General features: G+C 34.2%; 17 protein-coding genes and 3 pseudogenes. 17 read left to right on the top strand and 3 right to left on the bottom strand.

The features are described from left to right. Positions 1-400: 400 nt before the first annotated feature. A complete protein-coding gene (locus BLP58_RS09355; protein WP_025084270.1) occupies positions 401-1,408 on the bottom strand; it encodes a CAP domain-containing protein in 1,008 nt (335 codons plus the stop codon). A 23-nt stretch (positions 1,409-1,431) separates the two neighbouring features. After that, positions 1,432-2,697, bottom strand: coding sequence for a GTPase HflX (gene hflX, locus BLP58_RS09360; RefSeq protein WP_013854766.1), 1,266 nt, complete (start codon positions 2,695-2,697; stop codon positions 1,432-1,434). Between the two features lie 342 nt (positions 2,698-3,039). Between hflX and BLP58_RS09365 the strand changes: the two genes are divergently transcribed. From BLP58_RS09365 to BLP58_RS09440, 16 genes and pseudogenes are all read left to right on the top strand, one after another. Then, complete coding sequence (locus tag BLP58_RS09365) at positions 3,040-4,095, top strand: LCP family protein (RefSeq protein WP_013854765.1); 1,056 nt, start codon at positions 3,040-3,042, stop codon at positions 4,093-4,095. Between the two features lie 11 nt (positions 4,096-4,106). Next, the gene (locus BLP58_RS09370; protein WP_056956913.1) at positions 4,107-4,994 is read left to right on the top strand and encodes a YveK family protein; all 888 of its coding nucleotides are present in this window, start codon (positions 4,107-4,109) and stop codon (positions 4,992-4,994) included. Positions 4,995-5,004: 10 nt separating this feature from the next. Continuing rightward, entirely contained in the window at positions 5,005-5,790 is a 786-nt protein-coding gene (locus BLP58_RS09375; protein ID WP_013854763.1) for a CpsD/CapB family tyrosine-protein kinase, read from the top strand. After that, positions 5,791-6,561, top strand: a pseudogene (locus BLP58_RS09380) (tyrosine-protein phosphatase). A gap of 119 nt (positions 6,562-6,680) precedes the next feature. Beyond that, positions 6,681-7,331, top strand: coding sequence for a sugar transferase (locus BLP58_RS09385; protein ID WP_025084271.1), 651 nt, complete (start codon positions 6,681-6,683; stop codon positions 7,329-7,331). A 14-nt stretch (positions 7,332-7,345) separates the two neighbouring features. Then, positions 7,346-7,795, top strand: coding sequence for a PssD/Cps14F family polysaccharide biosynthesis glycosyltransferase (gene pssD / locus BLP58_RS09390; RefSeq protein ID WP_013854760.1), 450 nt, complete (start codon positions 7,346-7,348; stop codon positions 7,793-7,795). Further along, the gene (locus BLP58_RS09395) at positions 7,795-8,292 is read left to right on the top strand and encodes a glycosyltransferase (protein ID WP_013854759.1); all 498 of its coding nucleotides are present in this window, start codon (positions 7,795-7,797) and stop codon (positions 8,290-8,292) included. Before pssD ends, BLP58_RS09395 begins: the two co-directional genes overlap by 1 nt. Positions 8,293-8,309: 17 nt before the next feature. Further along, positions 8,310-9,335, top strand: coding sequence for a glycosyltransferase family 2 protein (locus BLP58_RS09400; RefSeq protein WP_013854758.1), 1,026 nt, complete (start codon positions 8,310-8,312; stop codon positions 9,333-9,335). A gap of 224 nt (positions 9,336-9,559) precedes the next feature. After that, the gene (locus BLP58_RS12815) at positions 9,560-9,862 is read left to right on the top strand and encodes an acyltransferase (RefSeq protein ID WP_049775999.1); all 303 of its coding nucleotides are present in this window, start codon (positions 9,560-9,562) and stop codon (positions 9,860-9,862) included. A 21-nt stretch (positions 9,863-9,883) separates the two neighbouring features. Then, positions 9,884-10,603, top strand: a complete 720-nt coding sequence (locus tag BLP58_RS09410; RefSeq protein ID WP_025084272.1) for an acyltransferase — start codon at positions 9,884-9,886, stop codon at positions 10,601-10,603. Then, positions 10,600-11,763 (top strand): hypothetical protein, encoded by a 1,164-nt coding sequence (locus BLP58_RS09415; protein WP_013854755.1) that lies wholly within the window; start codon positions 10,600-10,602, stop codon positions 11,761-11,763. The genes BLP58_RS09410 and BLP58_RS09415 overlap by 4 nt, the downstream gene beginning before the upstream one ends. After that, entirely contained in the window at positions 11,760-12,725 is a 966-nt protein-coding gene (locus tag BLP58_RS09420; protein WP_013854754.1) for a DUF6625 family protein, read from the top strand. The genes BLP58_RS09415 and BLP58_RS09420 overlap by 4 nt, the downstream gene beginning before the upstream one ends. Next, the gene (locus tag BLP58_RS09425; RefSeq protein ID WP_013854753.1) at positions 12,715-13,716 is read left to right on the top strand and encodes a glycosyltransferase family 2 protein; all 1,002 of its coding nucleotides are present in this window, start codon (positions 12,715-12,717) and stop codon (positions 13,714-13,716) included. The genes BLP58_RS09420 and BLP58_RS09425 overlap by 11 nt, the downstream gene beginning before the upstream one ends. Further along, positions 13,713-15,176: a flippase gene (locus BLP58_RS09430; protein WP_013854752.1), complete on the top strand. Its 1,464-nt coding sequence runs from the start codon at positions 13,713-13,715 to the stop codon at positions 15,174-15,176. The genes BLP58_RS09425 and BLP58_RS09430 overlap by 4 nt, the downstream gene beginning before the upstream one ends. A gap of 23 nt (positions 15,177-15,199) precedes the next feature. Beyond that, complete coding sequence (locus BLP58_RS09435; protein ID WP_013854751.1) at positions 15,200-16,015, top strand: LicD family protein; 816 nt, start codon at positions 15,200-15,202, stop codon at positions 16,013-16,015. Positions 16,016-16,022: 7 nt separating this feature from the next. After that, positions 16,023-17,114 carry a glycosyltransferase gene (locus BLP58_RS09440; RefSeq protein ID WP_013854750.1) on the top strand — a complete coding sequence of 364 codons (1,092 nt, stop codon included), beginning with the start codon at positions 16,023-16,025 and terminating at the stop codon, positions 17,112-17,114. A 14-nt stretch (positions 17,115-17,128) separates the two neighbouring features. On the opposite strand, the pseudogene tagD reads toward BLP58_RS09440, so the two are convergent. Further along, positions 17,129-17,517, bottom strand: a pseudogene (tagD, locus tag BLP58_RS09445) (glycerol-3-phosphate cytidylyltransferase). Between the two features lie 145 nt (positions 17,518-17,662). Here tagD and BLP58_RS11950 point away from each other — a divergent pair. Beyond that, positions 17,663-17,825, top strand: a pseudogene (locus BLP58_RS11950) (IS256 family transposase); the annotation flags it as partial.

The raw sequence follows: 17,825 nt of genomic DNA on the forward strand, positions 1-17,825 counted from the left end.
CGGCAGACTGGTTAATGCGGATATTAACGGAGCCTTGCAGATAATCAGAAAAGTATTCCCTAAATTTTCATTAGATGAAGGGATAGCGGATGCAGTGTTGCATCCAGTCAAATGGTCGCCTCTCATTTGAGCGTCCACTTGACAAACGAAAATAGCTTGGCGGCTGGCTTTAGCTGGGTTGACGCTGTTGTAAAGTTGTCCTTATAGCTTCGGTTATCATCATAGATAAACGGAGTGTTTTAAAAAGGTTAACGGCAGATATTGGCTAAAAAAAGTTGCATTCTTAGGAAAATAGGGTCATTTGAAGCGAAATGACTGTATTGACCTAATATTTTCTAACATAAGATCTAAAGTTTTGCCTAAAATCTGTTTGAGTGACTACTAATGCCATATTCCATTCCTACTTCAATTTACCCTTTTCTCTAAAAAATCTAAACGTATACGTACAATGCTTGCCAATCTCTACCTTATATTTATGGGTATTGACCAGCTTAATCTTGCCAAGCTGATACGTGATCGTGGTAGAGTAGCCATCACCGTAGAACGCCTTGCCGAAGTTGAGGATGTCTCTGGCCGCGTAACGCTTCTTCTTGTTCTTGGTCAGATCAGTGATGTACACCTTCGGTCTACCCGTGATACTCTTGGTGGTCGAATAGGACCATGGCGTCTTGCCTGTAGCCAATTCATAAGGGAAGACCTTCTTAGCTGGATAAAGTACTTCATCTTTAACCGGTGTGCGTAAAATATCATCCGCAAAAATCCCGTTCTCCACGGAATACAGCGTATTGTTGATCTCACCATATGCGGCCCCGATCCCCATACGTGTGGCGCGTGTTGATAAGATCAGACTACGATGACCCACATTGCCAAAGCCAGAAAGATTGTTCTTGTCACGCAGTAGATCCGTGACGACTTCACCAGCAGTGGTCCCCTTATTTGATTCTAAAAAATTAACATTGCCTAGAGTCGAAATCTCCGCGGTATCCCAGGAGTCTTCACTCATAAAGTTCGGGCGAAAATACCCGAGCAGTCCATGCACATTCAGGTTTTGCTTCGCACTAACGGCAGCTAAAGCTACGGCCCCGATCTGCGCGTTACGGTTGTCATTATCGTAATTAGCTTCACGCGGCAGTCCCACTAATGAACGGTAGTAATTAACGTAGTCCATCGAAGCGCTAATGTAATCCGGATCAAGCTCTCCCGCTGAAAAGGGGATGCTGAAGTTCGGTTCGACTGTGTAGATGTCGTCTCTCGTGTAGCGAGTCTTGCTTAAAGCACGGTAATTACGCTGAAAGCGACGCACTTCTCTGGATTCTGCTTTGGAATATTTTGCCGCGTAAGCCGGTGTTGCGCTCATTCCCATGCAGCATAACGCCATTAGCGCGACTAGCAGCTTCTGTCTCTTCATTTTCTTAGTCCCCAGTCTATTAACTAGACCAAATATTGTTTGAAGCGTCCTTGGTCGTCGGGCGCGATGTTGGCTTCAAGGTGAACGCCGTCATCTTGATAATCTTCGCTGAGCACTTGCGCGTTCTCGTGCAAATATGCCAGTTCCTTGCCAGCACTGAGTGGCAAAACTAAGTGATACTTCTCGTAGTTAGAGAAGACACGCTTGGTAATGAGCTGGGCCAGCATCTTGATTGACTTTGGGTCAATGGCTGAATAAAGGATGTCGCTGCCTTCAATTTGCGGATAATTACGGTCAGTCTTGTCGGCCTTATTATAGGCGGTGATCATTGGGATGCCCTTAACGCCGATCTCATCTAAAACATTCTGCGTCGTGCGAATCATCTGTACCATGTTAGGATCGGATGAATCCACAACATTGATCAAGAGATCAGCATCTTTAGTCTCTTGCAAGGTAGCCTTGAATGATTCAACTAAATTGTGCGGCAACTTGGAAATGAAGCCAATAGTATCGGACAGAATAAAGCTGAAGTTGTCCTTCAAGTCAATTCTACGGACACTGGTGTCTAGCGTGGCGAAAAGCATGTTTTTCACGAAGACTTGCTTGTTGCCACTTTCGTCGCTGAACTCTTTGAGTAAACCATTCATCGTGGTTGACTTGCCGGCGTTGGTGTAGCCGACTAAGGCAACTTTAGGGATGCGACTTTGGTTGCGGCGAGCTGACTTAATCTCTTCCTGACTAGCTACGGCCTTGAGTTCCTTCTTAATGGTAGAGATCTGCTTACCAATCGTCCGACGGTTCAATTCCAGTTTGCTTTCACCGGCACCACGGTTGGAGTAGCCACCGCCACGCTGCTGGTCCAGGTTGTTCTCTGAGGGATGCAAGCGGGGCAGTTCGTATTGTAAACGTGCTAGTTGAACTTGCAGCTTAGCTTGCTTAGTTCTAGCCCGACTAGCGAAAATCTCTAGAATTAATTCAGTTCGGTCGACGACGCGCAACTTGGTGAGCTTTTCTAAGTTGCGGATCTGCACCGGCGTTAGTTCATCATTAAGCACTAAGACCTTAGCTTTAAGTCCGTGAGCCATTGCCTTAATCTCGTTGATCTTGCCTAACCCGAAGTAGGTTCCGGCGACGATCGATTCGGCGTTCTGCTGGCTTTGGCCGACGACTTCCATATTATCGGCTTCAGTTAGGTTAGCCAGCTCCGTCATGTAGTAATCGAAGTTCGGGTCATTCAAGTTTACGCCCGCGATATAAGCTTTTGTTTTTTTAGGTTGATTGTCGATCATGAGTACACCTCGTTATTCGAAATTCTTTATACTTTAATTGTATTACAGTTGTTAATAATAAGGAAAGAAGCGGATTGTGGTCTAAAATTAGCTTTTGCTAGAAATTAAATAGCTTCCATGATATAGTAAGTGGGCAATAAGGTTAAATCATAATTGCATTCGAAACAAATGCAGAAGATCGCTGCTCTTATTTTAACAGAGCAGCGATTTTTTTCTTGCTTCAAAATGGCGTAAGTAAGCCAAAAGCTAAATTTATCTCCTTAGAAAGCCTATTCAGGACTAGTAAAATGTTATGGAATGAGTATATAATGTAAAGGTCTATAATATATTGAGGGGATTAATATGGTAGAAAAGAATCAACAAGATAAAAAGCCGATGCGTCGACATCACCATCACCATCGTCATCATCACAGAAAATTTTGGCGTGGTTTTTGGATTGTGCTAGGAATTGTCGTGGTCATTGGTCTTTTTGTTTGCGGCATGGTTTACAAGAACCTGCGTAGTACAACGCAAAACATGTACACCCCCGTTGCTAAGAATACGAAGAGCAACAAGGGTCGGACTCTTGATAATTTGTTAAATGAAAAGAAACCAATTAACATCTTGTTATTGGGTATCGATACTGGTGCGATGGGTCGTCACTGGAAGGGCCGGACGGATACCATGATGATGATGTCCATCAACCCTAAGAAGAATACGACTACCATTGTATCTATTCCGCGTGACTCTAACGCAATCTTCCCAGATTACCCAGAATATGGGGTAACGAAGATGAACTCAGCTTACACGCTGGGCGGCGTTAGCGAGACGATCAAGACGCTGGATAAGTACTACAGCGTGCCAATTGACGGCTACATCATGATTAACATGGGCGGCTTGAAGAAGGCAATCGATCAAGTCGGTGGTATAGATGTAACTTCACCACTTACGTTCAATAATATGGGCTACCACTTCGAAGAAGGCAAGACTTATCATATGAATGGTAAAAAAGCATTAGCCTTTGCTCAACTTCGTCACGGAGATCCACGTCAAGACTACGGTCGTCAAGATCGTGACCGCCGAGTAATTATGGCGCTTCTTAAGAAGTCTGTTTCACCAACAACTTTGTTGAATTCTAATTTCTTGAATTCAATTTCTGATGAAATGCAGACTGACTTGACCATGAACCAAATGTACAAGATTGGTATGGATTACCGCAAGGCCACTGATAACTTGAGCCAAGACCATGCTCAAGGTGTAAGTAAGCAAACTATGAATCCTAAGTTTGGCTTGATGGAAATCGAAGTTGTAAGTAAGGAAGAAAGACAAAGAGTATCTGATAAGATTAGGGATGCTTTAGAATTGCCAAAGACTAAGGTAGCTGCTAATAAAGCAAGTTACGTTATGAATCATAATTAAAGGAAAGACAGATGGAACAAGAACAAAAGCAAACTGATAATACAATTGATCTTACTCAATTGCTTCAACTTTGTCGCAGACATATCTGGGCATTGATTCTTTGGAGTATTGGATTAACATTAGTAGGTTGGGGAATTGCTAACTTTGTCATTTCACCAAAGTATACTTCTAGTGCACAAATCTTAGTTAACCAAAAATCCAATAAGAATGATCCTAATACAGCATATATAACCCAACAAGCTAACATGCAGTTAGTTAATACCTATAAAGATATTGTAACTAGTCATGTAATCTTGAAGGATGCTTCTGATCGTTTGACTAACCCAGTTAGAGTGGTTAAGAAGGCTAAGCCAGCTAAGTACAAAACTACTGATAATGGTAGAAAAGTCTTGGTGAGAAAGGCTCAACCAGCAGTCATTAAACGTGACGGTAAGGCATATAGCGTTTCAGCTGCGCAATTAGCTAAGAGTGTTTCAGTTGCTACGCAACAACAATCACAGGTATTCTCAGTTTCTGCTACGGCTGATACTCCTGAAAAGGCTAAGGCTGAAGCTAATGCAGTTGCTAGATCATTCAGAGATCAAATTCCTAATATCATGAATATCGATAACGTTACGATCGTTGCATCAGCTACTAATGGTGTTCAATCATCACCTAACGTTAAGATGTTTACTTTAGCAGGATTTGTTATTGGTTTAGTATTAACCTTTGCAGTGATCTTAATTCGTGAAATGACTAATACCACTGTTCGTGATGATACTTACTTAACTCAAGATTTGGGTTTGACCAACTTAGGATATGTATCTCACTTCCATGTATCTTCATCATTTAAGTTGATTAAGAAGAATAATAATAAGCCAGCTGCTAAGCGTGAACAACGCAAGAGACGCAGAGTATAGGAGGTAACTGATGTCACTTTTTAAGAAAAAACGTGGTACAGATGAAGCCATTAAAAAGGGTGCTAAGTTAATTACTGTTGCTGATCCTAAGAGTCCAGTAACTGAACAGTTCCGTACCATTCGTACCAACATTAACTTCATGGCAGTTGACCATGATATCAAATCTGTTGCTTTTACTTCTGCTAGCATCAGTGAAGGTAAGTCAGCCGTTGCTGCAAACGTTGCTGTAACCTATGCTCAAGCGGGCCATAAGGTATTGTTGATTGATGCCGACTTACGTCGTCCTACTGTTCACAGAACATTTAACTTAAGCAATCATGTAGGATTAAGTACAGTTATCTCTTCTACTGCAAAAGAAGTAGATCTAGATGAAGTTGTCCAAGACAGTGGGATTGCTGACTTAGCAATCTTACCTGCTGGTCCTACACAACCTAACCCATCAGAATTGATTGGATCTAAGAGAATGCAAGACTTCATCAGCTTAGTTGAAGATCACTATGACATGGTAATCATCGACTTGGCACCAGTGATTGAAGTATCTGATACGCAAGAATTAGCTCGTCGCTTAGACGGCATTATCTTAGTAGTACGTCAAGGTAAAACACAAAAGGCTGCCATTAAACGTGCTGTTGAAATGCTTAACTTCTCTAAGGCCAAGGTATTAGGCTTCATTATGAACGATATTAGTTCTGATAATGCCGGCTATGGTTATGGATATGGCTACGGTTATGGATATGGCTACGGCGAAGAAGACGCAAAGAAGAAAAAAGGAATATTTTCTAGGTTGAAAAAGTAAATGGTTTTAGTTGATATTCACTGCCATATCTTGCCGGGCGTCGATGATGGTGCCAAAGATTGGCAAACATCAATCAAGTTAGCTAGAGAAGCAGTTGCGGATGGGGTAACTCATGCAGTTTGCACGCCGCACATGCTTAATGGCAAGTATATCAATCATAAGAAAGACGTTATTCGTTTAACAGAAAACTTTCAGGATATGTTAGACGATGCCAAGATTCCGTTAACGGTGTTTCCTGGGCAAGAGGTCAGAATTTCTGGAGACTTGCCTAAGGCATTAGATGATGACGATATTCTTTTCTTAGATGTGGATGGACAATACATGCTCTTGGAATTTCCAAGTGACGATGTACCAGCTTATACGCGAGATATGGTCTTTGAATTAATGCAGCGCGGGATTACACCAATTGTGGTGCACCCAGAGCGTAACAAGAAGATTCTGGAAGAGCCAACTATCTTGCAAGAATTAATTGAGCAGGGATGCTTAGTGCAAATTACTGCTAGTTCTTACATGTGAACCTTTGGCAAAAAAATTGAAGAAATGTCACGCAAGTTTATCAAAGCAGGCCAATGTGCCTGCTTCGCTTCGGATGCGCACGATTTGCCAAAGAGACAATATCAATATAGTGAAGCATTAAAAAAGCTGAGCAAGGAATTCAGGAGTGATCTTGCTCAGCAATATGAAGATAATGCTCGCGCATTTGTAAATGGGGACAATGTGCAGCTAGATTGGCAGCCACTTGGCAAAAAGAAAAAATTCTGGCTATTTTAATCTGCAAATCTGCAGATTTGTGGCATTAGCTGAATATTTGTGCTATATTAAATAAGAAGTGTGTTTATTTTACAGAAAGGTACTATAAATATATGACATTGAGGGTAAGAGAAAAAATGATGGTAATGGAGAAACTAAAAGTTAATCCGGTCAAAGTGCATGGGCGGTATGTTTATCACGTATTGAAGAGATTGTTTGATATTATTGCTAGTGCGGTCGGATTGATTCTACTGTCTCCATTATTTTTATTTTTAATAATAAAAATAAGACATGAAGACGGTGGACCAGCATTCTATTCACAAGAGAGAATTGGTAAAGATGAAAAACCATTTAAGATGTGGAAGTTTCGTTCAATGGTTGTCAATGCAGATCAAATGATTGATCAACTGGAAGATCAGAACGAAATTAATGGTGCGATGTTCAAGATTAAGGATGATCCAAGAATTACTAAAATTGGTCATACTATTCGTAAGTACAGTCTTGATGAATTGCCACAATTATGGAATGTCCTAACCGGTGATATGTCACTAGTTGGACCACGTCCACCTTTACCATCAGAGGTAGAAGAATATACTGACTATGATAAGCAGAGATTGCTTGTTATGCCAGGTTGTACAGGATTGTGGCAAGTTACTAAACGTAACGAAGCTGACTTTGATGAAATGGCTTGGCTTGATATCGTGTATATCAACCATTCTGGAATATTGGAAGATTTAAAGTTGATTATTAAAACTATTGGGGTGGTTATTCATCCTAATGGAGCGTATTAAGGAGTACATCTTTTATGAAAGTTTGTTTAGTTGGGTCTAGTGGTGGACACTTAACGCATTTATACATGTTAAAACCTTTTTGGCAAAATAAAGATCGGTTTTGGGTAACTTTTGACAAGGAAGATGCTCGAAGCAAACTTAAAGGTGAGAAGATGTATGGATGTCATTATCCTACTAATCGTAATCTGAAGAATCTAATTAAAAATACTTTCTTAGCTATTAAAGTACTCCGTAAAGAACGTCCTGATGTTATTATTTCTAGTGGAGCTGCAGTAGCAGTTCCATTTTTTTATATTGGTAAATTGATGGGTGCTAAGACAGTCTATATTGAGGTTTTTGATCGCTATGATAAGCCAACTTTAACTGGGAAACTTGTTTATCCAATTACAGATCGATTTATTGTCGAATGGGAAGAAATGAAGAAAGTTTATCCTAAGGCTATTAATTTAGGGAGTATTTTTTAATGATCTTTGTTACAGTAGGGACACACGAGCAGCCATTTAATCGTCTTATAAAAAAAGTCGATGATTTAGTGGCTAGTGGAGATATTAAAGAAAAGGTTATTATCCAAATAGGTTTCAGTACTTATATTCCTAAAAACTGCGAAGCGCATAAAATGATGTCTTTTGACGAAATGCAACAAGCGTTAAGGGATGCACGAATTGTAATTACTCATGGTGGTCCTTCCAGCTTTATCGAGGCTTTGCAATTTGGAAAAGTTCCGATTGTAGTGCCAAGACAAGAAAAATTTCATGAGCATGTAAATAATCATCAAGTTGAGTTTACCAAGTTGATTGCAGAGAGAATGAATAATATCATTCCTGTATACGATATTGATGATTTAAAAACAACAATTGATAATTATGATCAAATTGCTAAAACTAAAAATGTCGGTGAAAGTAGTAATAATAAGCAATTTAATGAAAAGCTAGAGAAAATTGTGGATGGATTGGCGAAATAATCTGAAAGGGAAATTAAATGAATTCATTAGTTTCAATTGTGGTTCCGATTTATAACGTTGAAAAATATTTAAGAAAATGCATAGAGTCATTAGTTGATCAAACATATCAAAATATTGAAATATTATTGATAGATGATGGTTCTACTGATAGTAGCGGAAAAATATGTGATGATTATGCTGAAACATACTCATTCGTTTATTCTTTTCATAAAGCAAATTCAGGATTGGGATTCACTAGAAACTATGGATTAGAAAGAATAAAGGGAGAGTATGTAACTTTTGTAGATAGTGATGATTATTTAGGAAAGAATGCAATAAAAAGACTAGTTGCTGGTCTAGATGGTAAAAGTATAGATACAGTAATCGGAGGATATTCCAAAGTAAAGGATAATGGCGAAGTTCTTTATACTCGTGAATATACTGAATCTATTTTTAGGCATGAAAGTATTTATCAAAAATTGTTTGTTAGTATGTTAGGAAGTAGCCCTAATAAACATAACTCTTTTCGGCCATCAGTTTGGAATTCTCTGTATTCATGTAAGATTATTAAAAAAAATTCGATCATTTTTGCTTCGGAACGTAAACTGATTTCTGAAGATATTGTGTGGGATTCGGACTATTATAAATTTGCAAAAGGAGTAAGAATTATTAATTCAAGTGCATATTATTATAGAGCTAATCCAAAATCTCTATCTAAAAGTTACCGACCAGATAGATTTGAAAAAAGTATATATTTCTTTATGTATATGGTAGATAAACTTAGTAAATTGAATTTGGCTAATAAGTCATTTACAGAAGCGCGTCTAAGATTAGCTAAGACACTATTTATTAATGTTCGATCATCATTATCTCAGTTAGAATTTATGCCAATAAGGAAAATAATTAAAAATGTTCGAGAAATTTGTTCAAATGCTGACTTAAATGAAGTGATAAAAAATTATCCAATTGATAAGTTAGCTATAAGACAGAGATTATTCGTTTTGCTTATTAAACATAAGTTCATTTTAATACTTTCTATATTAATTAAGGTTCAAGTTATTTAAGAATGATGTATAAAATAATATTAGGAATTAAGGCTATATTTTTATTTTGTTTTTTAAGAATAGATATCTTAAGAAAATCCAGCTGAGTATTATAAATTCAATTCGAGGTAAACTAAAAATAGATTTGCAAAGCAATTCTAATCTTAGAATTGGAAAATTCTTAATGAGTCAAGGTCCACTATATATAAAAGAAGTAGAAGGAGCGAATATTACGATTGGGGATTATGTATTCTTCAATTACTGCAGTTGAGAAGATAAATATAGGTAATCACGTAAATATTGCTAATAATGTAGTGATTGTAGATCATGATCATTTTGTTGATAAAAAAGGGGTTCATGGGAACTTAATTACTGCACCTGTTAATATTGAAGATCATGTGTGGATTGGTGCAAATGTTACTATTACTAAGGGTGTTAATATTGGAGAAGGTGCTGTGATTGCAGCTGGAGCCGTTGTGACGCATGATGTTCCTGCTCATACAGTAGTTGGAGGCATCCCCGCTAATAAAATCAAAAAAATAGATTAAAGGATTTATACAGGTTGTAATATGAGCATAAAAGACAAAATTAAGACTATTTTATTTGGATATAAGGCTACTGAAGAAACATACTTAACACATTTAAGAAATAGCGGAGTTAAATTAGGTACTAATATAAAAATTTTTCGCCCATTCAATACAACAATTGATGTACAAAATCCGCATCTTTTGACAATTGGAAATGATGTTCAAATAACGGGTCCGGTAACTATATTAACGCATGATTACAGTTGGTCTGTGTTGAAGAAAAAATATGGAATTATTTATGGAAATCAACGTAAAACTGTAATAGGCAATAACGTATTTATAGGATGGGGCGCTACAATTCTAGGTGGATCACATATTGGTGATAATGTAATAATTGGTGCCAATAGTGTTGTAAGTGGAAATGTTGATTCTAATTCTGTATATGCAGGAAATCCCGCTCGAAAACTAATGACTCTTGAAGAATATAGAGATAAAAGAGAGAAACGCCAATTAAAAGAGGCAGTAGAATACGTTTTAGAGTACAAGAAAAGATTTAAGACTTATCCACCAGAAGAAAAGATGGATGAGTATTTCTTTTTATTTAGACCTTCTAAAATATTTAATGAGTATAGGGCTCAATTAGAATTAATGAGAAACTTTGATAAAAGCTTAAAAAAATTGAATAATTCCAATACTCAGTTTTTGTCATATAAAGAATTTTTGAATTATTGTAAAAAGCAAAAGATGGTGGAACGTAAATGAAAATAAGACTTGAGCGGGAGAGATTGTATTGTCTGGGATTAGCCTTATTTTTAGTTGGTCAGCTCTTAGGACATACATTATTACCTGTACCATTACATGGAAGATATTTTTTAATATATTTGGGCATCTTTATTTCCATATTTAGTTTTATTATAGATTTTCGTGAATTATATTATGCAGTAAATAGGCTTACCCTTGAGAAAATAGAAGTAATTATTTTTATAATTATTTTAACTATTGTCTCTATAATTTCTTTTAAGCACAATTATAGTTATGCTTTAATTGTTAATATTATCTTTATTTTAAGTGCCTATCACATACGCTTTGAGAAAATATTGAAGACTTTTTTTGTAGTTGCCTGTAGTGTGTTGCTAATAATGTTATTAGCTTATATTCTAGGTTTGGTTGGAGATGGACAGGTACTTCAAGGAAGAAAGACGTTTGGATATAGAATGCCAACGGATTTAGTTCAGCTGATAGTATATATTACTTTATCCAAGATCTATTTAAATTTGATGAAAGGACGTAATAATACTTCCTTATACTTATTAATATTTGTTATAGCAATAATAACTTTAGTGGAAAGTAGTTCTAGACTAGGAAGTCTCACATTACTTTTACTTATACCGTATACTATCTTCCTAAAAAGAAAAATTTTTAAATCTGATTTTCAAATTTCTAAATTTACACAATCAATTCTTAAAAATCTCTTTTTTATAGGTGCATTATTATCGTATTTAGTAACGGAACTTTTTATCAGATATCCAAATAATTCGGTGCTTGAATTTATTAATCAAATTACTTCGGCTAGATTAACAAATAATAGAATGGGGATTGAATTTTGGGGATATTCTATCTGGGGGCAAGATATTTATACTAATATTTCTTCTTTTTTCAAAGGCTGGTTTTATATTGACAATAGTTTTTATGTATTTTTGCTATCGTATGGATTAGTATTATTAATTCTTGTAGGATTAGGTTATAGATATTTAGTCCAAAAGTGTTTAAAGAAACAAGAATATATAGTTCCATTTGTTTTACTTGCTATAGTTTTAGATAGTTTAATAGATCAACACTTTTATTCCTTAGAATATAACATATTCTTATTAACGCCATTCTCAACATTGATAACGTACACTAATGAAGAAGGATTAAAATGAAAAGAGCATGTTTTATAATTCCATATTTTGGAAAACTTCCCAATTATTTCCAATTATTTTTGAATAGTTGTGCACCAAATAAGAAATTTGATTGGCTAATTATAACGAATGATAATAGAGGATTTTCATATCCTAAAAATGTTAAGAAAATCTTTATGGAATGGAATGAATTTAAACGATTTGCACAGAAAAAGTTTAAAGAAAAATTAGCTTTGGAATATCCAAAAAAATTGTGTGATTTTAAACCTACATATGGATATCTGTTTGAGGATTTAATTAGACAATATTCTTACTGGGGCTATTGTGATATAGATACTATTATGGGAAATCTAGATGAGCAATTACCATTATCTTTTTTAAATAAATACGATAAAATATTCTCCCTAGGACATATGGTTTTATTTAAAAACAGTTTTGAGATAAATAGAGCTTTTTTAAAGCCTGTAAATAAAGAATATTACTATAAGAAAGCCTTAACTTCAGATAAAATTGAAGTATTTGATGAAACTGGAAATGGAAAGAAAAATATAGATACTATCTTTGTGAAAAATGGATATAACGTTTTTCATGCAGACTGGTCATATAATCCACGTGTTACACCAACAAAATTCAAAAATGTAATATATGATTATTATACAGATGATTTCTATACCGAAAATTATAAGAAATCTATATGCATTTGGGATGGACATAATATAGTTAGATATGTAATTAACAATAATAATTTAAAAAAGGAAAGCTTTTTATATGTCCATTTGCAGCAGAGAAAAATGAAATTAGGTTCAAATGTATTAAAGGCAAAAGCGTTTAGTATAATACCGAATGAATTTAATTTGTTAGATTTACCAGTTGATGTGTCGAAGAATTATATTAAAAAACTAAAACGGGAAGATTTGAATCCTCATTATTTTAGAATTATGTGGAAATGGAAAATAGCGAATAAACTAAAAAATGGTAGATAAAAAGCCGATAATAAGTATAATAATTCCGATGTATAATGTTGAAAACTATATTGCTATATGTTTAAACAGTATAATTCAGAATGATTTGAAGAATGTTGAAGTAATAATTGTAAATGATGGTTCCACCGATAACAGTAGAACCATTGCTGAGAGATATCAAGCTAAATATTCTCAAATTAGGATTTTTGATAAGGAAAATGCGGGAGTATCTAGAGCTAGAAACTATGGATTATCAAAAAGTACTGGTGATTGGATATGGTTTGTAGATAGTGATGATGCTATTAGAAAAGGTAGTTTAGAATACATAAAAAAAATGATCCTAACTTGTTACTCCAATCTTGATGTACTAATATTTGGTTATTTACGCTTTGAAGAGAAAAAAAATATCGATAAAAGTTGCAGTTTAAATAGAATAGACGATAGTAAAAGAATCTCAAAATTTCAAGCTATGGGCACGTTATTAGATGAGCGTTTTGCTACTTTTCCATGGAATAAAATTTTTAGAAGAGAGCTATTTAAGAAAATAGCATTCCCTGAGGATCGTATATACACTGAAGACTTGGCTATTATATATAAATTGTATGATAAAGCTACCCATTTTAGATTAGAAAATACAACTCTATATTTATATCGAATAAGGGAAAATGGATTGACTCATAATCTTTCAACAAAAAAATTAAAGGATTCTGCGTTATCTCATTATGAAATGTATACTTTTTTCAAAGCAAATTATTCTTCCCTAAGTACAAAATTAAGAAGAGAGACTCTAATTAGTGCTATTTCCTTTTTTCATAGATTAAACAAATCTCAAATTCAATTATATCCAGATTTAATTAAGTTTTTGAATCAAGATATATATATGAAGGATTGTAATACCAGATATAAGATTGAAATTTGGGCTTTCAAAAAATGTTATCCGTTATTTGTAACTATTGGAATGATTGGAAAGATTTTAAGAAGACTCAAAAATCTTAAGAAAGGAAAGTCATGAGCAAAAAATCTTTGGGATTAAATGCCTTTTTAAATGGATTAAGAAGTGTTTTAAATTTACTATTTCCATTAGTAACTTTCCCATATATTTCTCGCGTTTTATCTGTCTCTGGAATAGGAATTTATAATTTTTCTAATACATATATTGGATATTTTATATTAATTGCTGGATTAGGAATTGCTACGTATGCAGTTCGTGAGGGTGCAAAGTATAGAGATAATAAGGAACAAATTGAGGAGTTTTCTAGCGAAGTTTTTAGTATCAATATATTAGCTACCGTAATTGCATACATATTATTATTATTGAGCTTAGTAATATTCAAAAATCTAAATAATTATGTAGCTTGTATATTGATTTTTAGTATCCAAATTTTATTTACTACTTTAGGGACTGAATGGATTTATACGATTTATGAAGATTATACCTACATTACTATCAGAAGTATAATTTTTAAAATCCTATCGATAATTTTATTATTTATTTTTGTAAAAAGACCGTCAGATTATCTTATATATGCTGCTATAACCGTGTTGGCTAGTGTTGGTTCAAATTTCCTTAATTTTGTACATGCTCGAAGTTTTATTCATATTCGTTTAACTTTGAATACTAGATGGGAATATCATTTAAAACCAATATTGACTATTTTTGCCTCTTCGGTTGCTGTAACTATATATGTTTATTCAGATAATACTATTCTTGGATTGATGAAGAATGATTATGCAGTTGGGATTTATAGTACGTCTGTAAAAATATATCAGATAGCACAAAGTCTACTTTCTGCTGTTTTAACAGTAACAATACCTCGGTTAGCTATGCTATGGGGGCAAAGAAGGAGAAGAGAGTATAATGACGTATTGACTAGAGTAATTAACACTTTAGGTGTGTTAGTATTGCCTGCATCGGTTGGCCTATTAATGCTAAGTCGAGAAGTTGTTTTAATAATTGCTGGTCAAAAGTTTTTGCCATCTGTAAATTCACTTCGAATTATTACGTGGGCGATTATTTTCTCAATTTTTAGTTGGATTTTTTCGGATTGTGTATTGATTCCAGCTAAAAGAGAAAATAAAGTTTTAAGAAATACATTAGTAACGGCGGTAATTAATATAATTTTAAATTTCGTTTTGATACCTACAATGTCGTATGACGGCACTTCATTAAGCACAGTGTTGGCAGAGTTGAGTGTAATGATAATGAATGGTTATTCATGCAGAGATATTATTAAGCCAATTATATTTAAGAAAGAAACGTTAAAAAATCTTTTAGAATCAATTATCGGCTGTATTGGGATAGTAGGTGTTTGTTTACTATGTCAATGGAGTTGGAATTCAATGATAATGGTAACGATTTTTTCAGTAAATTCTTCAATTCTTATATACGGTGCAATTTTGGTTTTGTTGAAGAATAAAATTGCCATTTCAATGTTGAAAAATGCAATAAACATCATAAAAAATAAAATTTAGTTTTAAAAGAATTCAGGATTTTTATGCAAAAAAAAGTGTTATCGAGTAATGAATTAAAAGCTATACACTCTTTAGAATTAGAAGCACTGACAGTAATTGATCAGATTTGCAGAAAACACTCTATTAAATATACTTTAATTGGTGGATCATTATTGGGAGCGATTCGCCATAATGTATTTATTCCTTGGGATGATGTGGATATAGCAATGCTAAGGGATGACTTGGAGAAGTTTAAATTAATTTGTAAAACAGAATTACCTTCCAAGTATTTTTATCAAGATATGAGCACTGATCCAGAGTATTTATATTTGTTTGATAAGATTCGAATTAACAATACCTTATTTAAGGAGTCATATTTGGCTGAGTACAATATTAATCATGGAGTTTTTATAGATATATTTCCTGTTGATAATGTAAGTGATAAGAAATCCGAAGACAAAAAACAATTTAATAGCTTTATTTTCTTAAGACATATGTTTATGGCTAAGTATTTATCTGTTAAAGCACGAAAAGGAAAAAAGAAAATAATTGCTGGTCTGATTAAATATCTTATTCCAAATAATACTAAAAAGATTAGGAATAAGGCCTTTGACATAATGTGTAAGTATGATAAAGAAAAAACTAAAAAGGTTAGAATTTTTCCAAGTACATACGCTAAAAAAGATGTGTATTGCAGAAAGTTTTTTGATGAAGCTGAGGATCATAAATTTGAAAATCACAATTTCTTGATTTCTAAATATTATGAACAAATGCTAGTAAATGATTATGGTAATTGGAGAGAGTTGCCTCCTAAGGATCAACGGGTAACTCGACATAATCTCGTAGATTTTAAACTTTAGGTGAAAAATGAAGATTGCACTGATTAATACTGTTAATCTAGAAGAAAATGGTATATCTACATTCATCTTAAATAATAGTTATCTTTTTTCTAAGTGGGGAGAAGACGTAGCTATTATTGCTCCTAATAAAGTGAAAAAAGCCCTTAAAAAGAGAATAATTTCAAAAGGAATAAGACTAATCGAACTTCCCATGCGAGATAATTCGCCACAAATATACTTCTGGAAATTAATAAAAGTTTTAAAAAAAGAAAAATATGATATTGTTCATGTAAATGGTAACAGTACTACAATGTCAGTTGAGCTTTTGGCCGCATGGATTGCAGGAATCCAAGTTCGTATAGCTCATAGCCATAATACAACTGCCGATCATACGAATATAAATAAATTATTACGTCCTATCTTTAATTTAACAGTCAATGGACGTGTAGCATGTAACATTGCTGCGGGCAAGTGGCTATTTCATCAGAAAAAATTTTTAGTTATAAGAAATGGAATAAATTTGTCACATTTTCATTTTGATGAAAGTCTGCGAGAAAACTATCGAAAAACACTTAAACTTAATAAAGACGATATTTTGCTGGGAAATGTGGGAAAATTTAATAGACAAAAAAATCAGGTTGTTTTGCTAGATCTGATTAAACAGCTAGGCGATAATTATTATTTAGTCTTAGTTGGAAGTGGCGTGAATTTTGAAAAAATAAAAAAACGTGTCGATAGTGATGCGTTTTTGCGTAAACATATATTCTTCACTGGTGCAGTAAGTGATACTTCGGGATGGCTGAATGCAATGGATTTATTTCTTCTTCCATCTTTATATGAAGGGCAGCCTTATACTTTAATAGAGACGACAGCGTCCGGATTAGATGCTGTAGTATCTAATATAATTTCTTCAGAAAATGATCTTGTAAGTAACATTTCTTTTGAAAGACTAGATTCTCCTAAAGATTGGGTCCAAAAGATAAAAATACCTATAGCTAACAACCGTGAACTAAGATCAAATTCATACTGTCAAAAGCTAAAGGAAAAGGGCTATGATACTACTGAAAATGCAAAGATGCTTTTAAAGTATTATAAAAAGAAAATATCACTTTATAAGTAATAAAGTGTATCTTACTAAAGTTTCAAATCTCTCTTTATTTTTCTTGTACTAATTTCAGGGGTTCTAGGTAGATAAACAACATCTACGCCCTCGTCCTTAATGAAATCAAATTTTCCTTTCCAGTCATCGCCCATGACAAAAGTATCGATATGATATTCATGCATATCATTTATCTTCTGATCCCAATTATTTTCTGGAATGACTAAATCAACATATCTAATAGATTCTAAAAGAGATTTTCGTTTGTTATAGTTAAAATAACTTTTCTTACCCTTTTCACGGTTAAATTCATCTGTTGAAAGTGCGACGATCAAATAATCGCCGTATTTTTTGCTCTTCGTAAAAGATTTATATGCCCATAGTGAAGTAAGTCAAAGGTTCCGTATGTAATTACTCGGTTCATAAAATATATCCTTTCGAGACCGTAAAATAGTTTGTGTAAGGATGAATTATTCCTTAATTTAATTTCCTAAAACATTAGAAAAAGGAGTTCCTTTCTCGTATGATTGGTTTGAACAAAAAACACATACAGAAAGAAGAACTCCTTCATGAATGATTTTACCAAAAATATAACTCAAGCTCTATTCAATCAAGATAAAATTAATGATTTGCTTCGTCATGAAATCCAACAAGCTGTTAATGACTTGTTAGAAGCTGAACTGACTGCCTTTTTAGGCTATGATCCTGATGCTAGAAATGGCTGGAATACTG

Origin of the sequence: Lactobacillus kefiranofaciens, assembly GCF_900103655.1 — a bacterium.
Classification (GTDB): domain Bacteria; phylum Bacillota; class Bacilli; order Lactobacillales; family Lactobacillaceae; genus Lactobacillus; species Lactobacillus kefiranofaciens.

Coding starts and splice junctions, on each gene's coding strand:
- BLP58_RS09355 (WP_025084270.1), bottom strand. CDS start 1,408: ATGAAGAGACAGAAGCTGCTAGTCGCGCTAATGGCGTTATGCTGCATG.
- hflX (WP_013854766.1), bottom strand. CDS start 2,697: ATGATCGACAATCAACCTAAAAAAACAAAAGCTTATATCGCGGGCGTA.
- BLP58_RS09365 (WP_013854765.1), top strand. CDS start 3,040: ATGGTAGAAAAGAATCAACAAGATAAAAAGCCGATGCGTCGACATCAC.
- BLP58_RS09370 (WP_056956913.1), top strand. CDS start 4,107: ATGGAACAAGAACAAAAGCAAACTGATAATACAATTGATCTTACTCAA.
- BLP58_RS09375 (WP_013854763.1), top strand. CDS start 5,005: ATGTCACTTTTTAAGAAAAAACGTGGTACAGATGAAGCCATTAAAAAG.
- BLP58_RS09385 (WP_025084271.1), top strand. CDS start 6,681: ATGGTAATGGAGAAACTAAAAGTTAATCCGGTCAAAGTGCATGGGCGG.
- pssD (WP_013854760.1), top strand. CDS start 7,346: ATGAAAGTTTGTTTAGTTGGGTCTAGTGGTGGACACTTAACGCATTTA.
- BLP58_RS09395 (WP_013854759.1), top strand. CDS start 7,795: ATGATCTTTGTTACAGTAGGGACACACGAGCAGCCATTTAATCGTCTT.
- BLP58_RS09400 (WP_013854758.1), top strand. CDS start 8,310: ATGAATTCATTAGTTTCAATTGTGGTTCCGATTTATAACGTTGAAAAA.
- BLP58_RS12815 (WP_049775999.1), top strand. CDS start 9,560: ATGTATTCTTCAATTACTGCAGTTGAGAAGATAAATATAGGTAATCAC.
- BLP58_RS09410 (WP_025084272.1), top strand. CDS start 9,884: ATGAGCATAAAAGACAAAATTAAGACTATTTTATTTGGATATAAGGCT.
- BLP58_RS09415 (WP_013854755.1), top strand. CDS start 10,600: ATGAAAATAAGACTTGAGCGGGAGAGATTGTATTGTCTGGGATTAGCC.
- BLP58_RS09420 (WP_013854754.1), top strand. CDS start 11,760: ATGAAAAGAGCATGTTTTATAATTCCATATTTTGGAAAACTTCCCAAT.
- BLP58_RS09425 (WP_013854753.1), top strand. CDS start 12,715: ATGGTAGATAAAAAGCCGATAATAAGTATAATAATTCCGATGTATAAT.
- BLP58_RS09430 (WP_013854752.1), top strand. CDS start 13,713: ATGAGCAAAAAATCTTTGGGATTAAATGCCTTTTTAAATGGATTAAGA.
- BLP58_RS09435 (WP_013854751.1), top strand. CDS start 15,200: ATGCAAAAAAAAGTGTTATCGAGTAATGAATTAAAAGCTATACACTCT.
- BLP58_RS09440 (WP_013854750.1), top strand. CDS start 16,023: ATGAAGATTGCACTGATTAATACTGTTAATCTAGAAGAAAATGGTATA.